General features: G+C 61.0%; 1 protein-coding gene. It reads right to left on the reverse strand.

Going from position 1 to position 3,412, the window contains the following annotated elements:
- Positions 1 to 3,397: beta strand repeat-containing protein (locus tag AK963_RS27100; RefSeq protein WP_238593864.1), on the reverse strand; the 3,397-nt coding region annotated here is incomplete at its 3' end.
- Positions 3,398 to 3,412: the final 15 nt, after the last annotated feature.

Consider the following 3,412-nt stretch of genomic DNA (forward strand, 5'->3'; position numbering starts at 1 on the left):
TCACCGTCACCTGCTGGTCCACGGTGCCGCCGTTGCCATCGTTAACCGTGACGGTATAGGTCTGGGTCCGCACCTGACCCGCGGCCAGGTCATCAATATCGGCATCGGGCACCGTGAAGGTCCAGTCTACCTGGCCGGTGCCGTCACTGGTGGTGTTGTTGCTGACCGTCGGGGTAAAGGAGCCCAGGTACCCGGTGGTGTCGGAGGTGACGCTGACGGTCTGGACATCGGTCAGGTTCACATCGGCGATGGTGAAGGAACCACTGTCGGATAATGTGGTGGTGTTTTCACCGGTGCCGCCATCCACAATTTCGGTCACCGCACCAGTGACATCGGTGGCCGCAGTAATGGTCGGTACATCATTGGTGCCGGTGATGGTCACCGTCACCTGCTGGTCCACGGTGCCGCCGTTGCCATCGTTGACCGTGACGGTGTAGGTCTGGGTCAGTACCTGACCTGCGGCCAGGTAATCAATATCGGCATCGGGCACCGTGAAGATCCAGTCCACCTGGCCGGTACCGTCACTGGTGGTGTTGTTGCTGACCGTCGGGGTAAAGGAGCCCAGGTACCCGGTGGTGTCGGAGGTGACACTGACGGTCTGCACATCGGTGAGGTCCACATCAGCAATGGTGAAGGAGCCACTGTCGGATAAGATATCGGTACTACCGCTGATTCCGGTCACTGTCCCGGTGACATCGGTGGCCGCAGTAATGGTCGGTACATCATTGGTGCCGGTGATGGTCACCGTCACCTGCTGATCCACGGTGCCGCCGTTGCCATCGTTAACCGTGACGGTATAGGTCTGGGTCCGCACCTGACCCGCGGCCAGGTCATCAATATCGGCATCGGGCACCGTGAAGGTCCAGTCCACCTGGCCGGTGCCGTCACTGGTGGTGTTGTTGCTGACCGTCGGGGTAAAGGAGCCCAGGTACCCGGTGGTGGCGGAGGTGACGCTGACGGTCTGGACATCGGTGAGGTCCACATCGGCGATGGTGAAGCTGCCACTGTCGGATAGGGTATCGGTATTTTCACCGGTGCCGCCATCCACAATCTCGGTCACCGCGCCGGTGACATCGGTGGCCGCAGTAATGGTCGGTACATCATTGGTGCCGGTGATGGTCACGGTGACCTGCTGATCCACGGTGCCACCGTTGCCATCGTTGACCGTGACCGTGTAGGTCTGGGTCAGTACCTGACCCGCGGCCAGGTAGTCAAGGTCGGCATCGGGGACGCTGAAGGTCCAGTCTACCTGGCCGGTGCCGTCACTGGTGGTGGTGTTGCTGACCGTTGGCGTAAAGGAGCCCAGGTACCCGGTGGTGTCGGAGGTGACGCTGACGGTCTGCACATCGGTAAGGTCCACATCGGCGATGGTGAAGCTGCCACTGTCGGACAGGGTATCAGTATTTTCGCCGGTGCCGCCATCCACAATCTCGGTCACCGCGCCGGTGACATCGGTGGCCGCAGTAATGGTCGGTACATCATTGGTGCCGGTGATGGTCACGGTGACCTGCTGATCCACGGTACCGCCGTTACCATCGTTAACCGTGACGGTATAGGTCTGGGTCCGCACCTGACCTGCGGCCAGGTCATCAATATCGGCATCGGGCACCGTGAAGGTCCAGTCCACCTGGCCGGTGCCGTCACTGGTGGTGTTGTTGCTGACCGTCGGGGTAAAGGAGCCCAGGTACCCGGTGGTGTCGGAGGTGACGCTGACGGTCTGGACATCGGTCAGGTTCACATCGGCGATGGTGAAGGAACCACTGTCGGATAATGTGGTGGTGTTTTCACCGGTGCCGCCATCCACAATTTCGGTCACCGCACCAGTGACATCGGTGGCCGCAGTAATGGTAGGGGCATCATTGGTGCCGGTGATGGTCACCGTCACCTGCTGGTCCACGGTGCCGCCGTTGCCATCGTTGACCGTCACCGTGTAGGTCTGGGTCCGCACCTGACCCGCGGCCAGGTCATCAATATCGGCATCGGGGACACTGAAGGTCCAGTCCACCTGCCCGGTGCCGTCGCCGGTGGTGTTGTTGCTGACCGTCGGGGTAAAGGAGCCCAGGTACCCGGTGGTGTCGGAGGTGACACTGACGGTCTGGACATCGGTGAGGTCCACATCCGCAATGGCAAAGGAACCACTGTCGGATAATGTGGTGGTGTTTTCACCGGTGCCGCCATCCACAATCTCGGTCACCGCGCCGGTGACATCGGTGGCTGCAGTAATGGTCGGTACATCATTGGTGCCGGTGATGGTCACCGTCACCTGCTGGTCCACGGTGCCGCCATTGCCATCGTTGACCGTGATGGTGTAGGTCTGGGTCCGCACCTGACCCGCGGCCAGGTCATCAATATCGGCATCGGGCACCGTGAAGGTCCAGTCCACCTGGCCGGTGCCATCACTGGTGGTGTTGTTGCTGACCGTCGGGGTAAAGGTGCCGAGATAGCCGCTGGTGTCGGAGGTGACACTGACGGTCTGGACATCGGTGAGGTCCACATCCGCAATGGCAAAGGAACCACTGTCGGATAATGTGGTGGTGTTTTCACCGGTGCCGCCATCCACAATCTCGGTCACCGCGCCGGTGACATCGGTGGCCGCAGTAATGGTCGGTACATCATTGGTGCCGGTGATGGTCACCGTCACCTGCTGATCCACGGTGCCACCGTTGCCATCGTTGACCGTGACCGTGTAGGTCTGGGTCAGTACCTGACCCGCGGCCAGGTAGTCAAGGTCGGCATCGGGGACGCTGAAGGTCCAGTCCACCTGGCCGGTGCCGTCACTGGTGGTGTTGTTGCTGACCGTCGGGGTAAAGGAGCCCAGGTACCCGGTGGTGTCGGAGGTGACACTGATGGTCTGGACATCGGTGAGGTCCACATCGGCGATGGTGAAGCTGCCACTGTCGGACAGGGTATCGGTATTTTCGCCGGTGCCGCCATCCACAATCTCGGTCACCGCGCCGGTGACATCGGTGGCTGCAGTAATGGTCGGTACATCATTGGTACCGGTGATGGTCACCGTCACCTGCTGATCCACGGTGCCACCGTTGCCATCGTTGACCGTGACCGTGTAGGTCTGGGTGACCACCTGGTTCCTGGCCAGGTAATCCAGGTCCGCATCGGGCACGCTGAAGGTCCAGTCCACCTGTCCGGTGCCGTCATTGGTGGTGTTGTTGCTGACCGTCGGCGTAAAGGAGCCCAGGTACCCGCTGGTGTCGGAGGTGACACTGACGGTCTGCACATCGGTCAGGTCCACATCCGCAATGGCAAAGGAACCACTGTCGGATAATATGGTGGTGTTTTCACCGGTGCCGCCATCCACAATCTCGGTCACCGCGCCGGTGACATCGGTGGCTGCAGTAATGGTCGGTACATCATTGGTGCCGGTGATGGTCACCGTCACCTGCTGATCCACGGT

It is taken from the genome of Endozoicomonas atrinae (genome assembly GCF_001647025.1).
Classification (GTDB): domain Bacteria; phylum Pseudomonadota; class Gammaproteobacteria; order Pseudomonadales; family Endozoicomonadaceae; genus Endozoicomonas; species Endozoicomonas atrinae.